Raw genomic sequence first — 4,156 nt, 5'->3', positions numbered from 1 at the left:
TCGGGATCGCCAACGCGATGGCCGCGCAGGCGGCGACGAGCCGACTGTTGTTCTCGATGAGCCGCGATCGGCAGCTGCCGGCGTTCCTGCACCGGCTGAACCGCCGACAGGTCCCGTCCGCTGCGATCATCGTCGTGTCGGTGCTCTCCGCGATCCTCGTGCTGTTCTTCGTCGGCCAGATCGACACGAGGGCGAGACGCCGGACGGCGGTGCGTCCTCGTCCCCGTCGAGTGCGGCCCACCCGGAGTCCGGGCCGGGCACGTCGGGCCAGGGTGCGTCCGAGGGGACGGCGGCACCGCAGAACCCGTACGGCGCGCCGGCACAGCCACAGGGGCAGCCCGGGTCGGGTGCCCCGCAGAACCCGTACGCGGCCCCCGGTCAGCAGAACCCGTACGCGGCGCCGGGCCACCAGAACCCGTACGCGGCGCCGGGCCACCAAAACCCCTACGCGGCGCCGAGCCAGCAGAACCCGTACGCGGCGCCTGGGCAGCAGAACCCGTACGCGGCGCCTGGGCAGCAGAACCCGTACGCGGCCCCCGGCCAGCACAACCCGTACGCGGCACCCGGCCAGCACAACCCGTACGCGGCCCCCGGTCAGCAGAACCCCTACGCCTCCACGGGGCAGCAGAACCCGTACGCCTACGCCTCGACGGGCTACCAGCCCTACGCGCAGCGGCCGAAGGTGAACACCCTGTCCGTGCTCGCGATCGTCTTCGGCCTCGCCGGTGCGCTGCCGTTCTTCTGGTTCATCGGCATCCTGCTGGGCCCGACCGGTGCGATCCTCGGCCACATCGCCCTCGGCAAGCTCAAGACGAGCGGTGAACGCGGCCGCGGGCTGGCGTTGACCGGTGTCATCGCGGGCTGGGTCGTCACCGGGATCTGGATCCTCGTGGTGATCATCCTCGTCGCGACGGGCTTCGGGTCCTCGCGGTACTCGGACTACTCCGGCTACGACTCCGGCGCCTTCATCGGCTGACGCGGGCCGCAGCTCGCACAACCGAAGTCACCCCGAACCACGGCGATCCGTGGTTCGGGGTGACTTTCGTTGTGCGGCCCGCGCGGCACGGCGAGTGCCGCACGCCGGGCCGGGCCCGTACGCCGGCCCAAGCCCGCACGCGGGGCCGGCCCCGCCCCGCCCCGCGGCCTACCCGGCCGTCTCGCCGAGCCGCTCGCACAGGATCGCGGTGTGCCGCCCCTCCAGGCGGGTGAGCACCAGGGTCACGCGACCGCTGCCGCCCCGCAGCCGCAGCCGCTTCCGGAACTGCGCCGGGTCGACGTCGACGCCGCGCTTCTTGATCTCGACCGTGCCGACGCCGTCCGCGGCGAGCCGTGCGGCGAGCTGCTTCACGTCGAGCGGAAGGACGCCCCGCACCCGGAACCCCTGGGCGAACGGGGTCGAGACGGCCTGGTCGGAGCTGACGTACGCGATGCCCTCGGAGAGCATGCGACCGTCGATCGACCGGGCGAGGTCCCCGATCAGCCGTGCGCGGATGACCGCACCGTCGGGTTCGTAGAGGTACGCGCCGAGCGGTCCGACCGACGCGTCCGGAGCGTCCGCCTCGCCGGTCAGCTCCGCGATCCCGTGCGGACCGATGACGGTCGCGGCGCGGCGGATCCCCGGGCGGGCGAGGGGGCCGAACCAGAGGGCGAGTTCGACGACCTCGCGGTCCACCGAGGTCCACTGCGCCTCGGCGGTGTCCGGGATGAGGTCGCGGTCGACGCCGGGCCCGAGCTTCACGCCCGTCGGGGTGGTCGTCGCGGCGGCGAACACGGTGTCGAGCGACGGGGACCAGTCGTCCGGGTCCGCGAGCCGCTTCGTGTTCGTGTGGCCGGAGGTCCGCCTGGCCGGGTCCATCCAGACGCCGTCCACGCGGGTGAGGTCGAACCCGGCGGCGTCGCCGAGCTCCACCCGGGCGGAGTCCCAGAGCGAGAGGTTGTGGGTGGCGACGGCTGCGGTGACCTCGTCGCGGTCGACCGCGGTGACCTCGAGGTCGAGCGCCGCCATCGCCATCGCGTCGCCGCCGATGCCGCAGCCGAGGTCCGCGACGCGCCGCAGTCCGGCGGCGGCGAAGCGTCCGGCGTGCTGGGCGGCGACCTGCAGCCGGGTCGCCTGCTCGAGCCCGGCCTCGGTGAAGAGCATCCGGGAGGCGAAGTCGCCGAACTTCCCGCGGGCCTTATGCCGGAGCCTCGCCTGCGTGAGGACCGCCGCGACGAGGCCCGGGTCGTGTCCCTCGGACCGCAGTCGGGAGACGACACGGACGATCTCACCACCGTCGGACACGGCCGGGGTACGGTCGAGCAGGGCCATCCCCTCGGGGGTCAGCAACTGGGCGAGATCGGCGGCTTCCACCCGACGATCCTCCCAGGTCGCCGAGAGCCCGGCAGGACGTTGGCACTCGGATTGACCGAGTGCCAACGACGCCCTAGAGTTGGGCCGTTGGCACTCTCCTGCGCGTAGTGCCAGCACGGTTCCCATCTGTACCGAGTCAGTACCGAGAAAGAAGAGGTCACCGTGGCCGTCAGCATCAAGCCGCTCGAGGATCGCATCGTCATCCGCCAGGTCGAGGCGGAGCAGACCACCGCTTCCGGTCTGGTCATCCCGGACACCGCGAAGGAGAAGCCCCAGGAGGGCGAGGTCGTCGCCGTGGGCCCGGGTCGTATCGACGACAACGGCAACCGCGTCCCGCTCGACGTCGCCGTGGGTGACAAGGTCATCTACTCGAAGTACGGCGGCACCGAGGTCAAGTACTCGGGCGAGGACCTCCTCGTCCTCTCTGCCCGCGACGTCCTCGCGGTCATCGTGCGCTGAGTCCAGCACGCATCGAGAACGCCCTGTTCGGCTCCGGCCGGCGGGGCGTTCTCGCGTTCCGGGCGTGGGCGTCCCGGGTGCGGTCCGTCGGGTGGCCGGGCAGACCGGTCCGGGAGGCGCGGCTCGGCCCCGCACCGTCGGTGCTGGTTCCTAGGATGGTTCCGTGAGTGAACCGTCCCCGGCACGCCCGGCCCGCAGCGAGGCATCCGTCGGCGTCGTGCAGGCGATCGTCGCGTACGGGCTGTGGGGACTCATGCCGCTGCTCTTCGCGGCGATGGCCCCCGCCGGCGCGTTCGAGATCGTCGCCTGGCGGATCGTCTTCGGGCTGGTGTTCTGCGCGATCGCGATCGCCGTCACCCGCTCGTGGCTCCGGACCCGCACGCTGATGGCCCAGCGTCGGGTGATGCTCGTGATGGGCCTCGCGGCCGTCCTCATCCTGGTGAACTGGACCGTGTACGTCGCGGCCACCACCACGGGACACACCGTCGAGGCGGCCCTCGGGTACTTCATCAACCCGCTCGTCACGATCGCCCTCGGGGTCGTGGTGCTCCGCGAACGCCTGCGTCCGCTGCAGTGGACCGCCGTCGGCATCAGCATCGTGGCCGTCGTCGTCATCGCGGTGGGCTACGGCCAGATGCCGTGGATCTCCCTGGTGCTCGCGTTCTCGTTCGGCCTGTACGGCCTCGTGAAGAAGCGCGTCGGCGGCACGGTGGACGCGCTGAGCGGTCTGACGATCGAGACCGTGTGGTTGCTCCCGATCGCGGTGGTCGCCCTCGTGGTGCTCGGCGTGACGGGGCTCGGCGGCGGCGTGACGTTCGCGAGTGCCGGTGGGCTCCACGTCCTGGTGACGGTGCTGACCGGGCCTGCGACGGCGGTGCCGCTCCTGCTGTTCGCGTCCTCGGCGCGGCGGGTGAGCCTGTCCACGCTCGGGTTGACGCAGTACCTCGCGCCGGTCATGCAGCTGCTCGTCGGCGTGGTCGTGCAGCACGAGCCGATGTCGGGTGCGCGGTGGTTCGGCTTCGGGATCGTGTGGCTGGCCCTGGTCCTGCTCACGGTCGACTCGTTCGCGGCCGGTCGGGCATCGCGGCGCCGGGCGCAGGCACCCACGGCGGCCGAGCCGGTCTGACGGAGGCGCGCCGCGCCTCCCGGCAACCCGCGACCGGGCGAGCCCGAGGTACCTGGTCGATTCGGGCGTACTGCCCCGAAAGTTCCGACCAGGTACGCCCGATTCCGTCAGGTACGCCGATCCGGCCCGCTCCGCACCGCCCCACGCCGAGCCACGAGGCCCGGCGACCGCCTCGCCTGCCGTCCCGCCCGCCCGCCCGCCGTGCGCCGAGTCTGCCCGGC

5 protein-coding genes are annotated in these 4,156 nt (G+C 72.5%); 4 read left to right on the top strand and 1 reads right to left on the bottom strand.

Annotated features, from left to right (window positions below):
• The first annotated feature begins 17 nt into the window (after positions 1–17).
• Positions 18–686, top strand: a complete 669-nt coding sequence (locus I5E_RS26425) for an amino acid permease (RefSeq protein ID WP_307158908.1) — start codon at positions 18–20, stop codon at positions 684–686.
• Complete coding sequence (locus tag I5E_RS21620; RefSeq protein WP_022906998.1) at positions 683–976, top strand: DUF4190 domain-containing protein; 294 nt, start codon at positions 683–685, stop codon at positions 974–976. The genes I5E_RS26425 and I5E_RS21620 overlap by 4 nt, the downstream gene beginning before the upstream one ends.
• A 168-nt stretch (positions 977–1,144) precedes the next feature.
• Here the strand turns inward: I5E_RS21620 and I5E_RS10785 are convergent, their stop codons facing one another.
• Positions 1,145–2,350 (bottom strand): class I SAM-dependent methyltransferase, encoded by a 1,206-nt coding sequence (locus I5E_RS10785; protein ID WP_022906997.1) that lies wholly within the window; start codon positions 2,348–2,350, stop codon positions 1,145–1,147.
• A gap of 162 nt (positions 2,351–2,512) precedes the next feature.
• Here I5E_RS10785 and groES point away from each other — a divergent pair, with 162 nt between their 5' ends.
• Both groES and rarD read left to right on the top strand, forming a co-directional pair.
• Positions 2,513–2,809 (top strand): co-chaperone GroES, encoded by a 297-nt coding sequence (gene groES, locus I5E_RS10780; RefSeq protein WP_022906996.1) that lies wholly within the window; start codon positions 2,513–2,515, stop codon positions 2,807–2,809.
• Between the two features lie 163 nt (positions 2,810–2,972).
• Positions 2,973–3,935, top strand: a complete 963-nt coding sequence (gene rarD / locus I5E_RS10775; RefSeq protein ID WP_022906995.1) for an EamA family transporter RarD — start codon at positions 2,973–2,975, stop codon at positions 3,933–3,935.
• Positions 3,936–4,156 lie beyond the last annotated feature (221 nt).

This window comes from Curtobacterium sp. B18 (assembly GCF_000333375.1).
Classification (GTDB): domain Bacteria; phylum Actinomycetota; class Actinomycetes; order Actinomycetales; family Microbacteriaceae; genus Curtobacterium.
The sequence above is the reverse complement of the archived record's forward strand: the minus strand, read 5'-3'. Positions and strand labels throughout refer to the sequence as shown.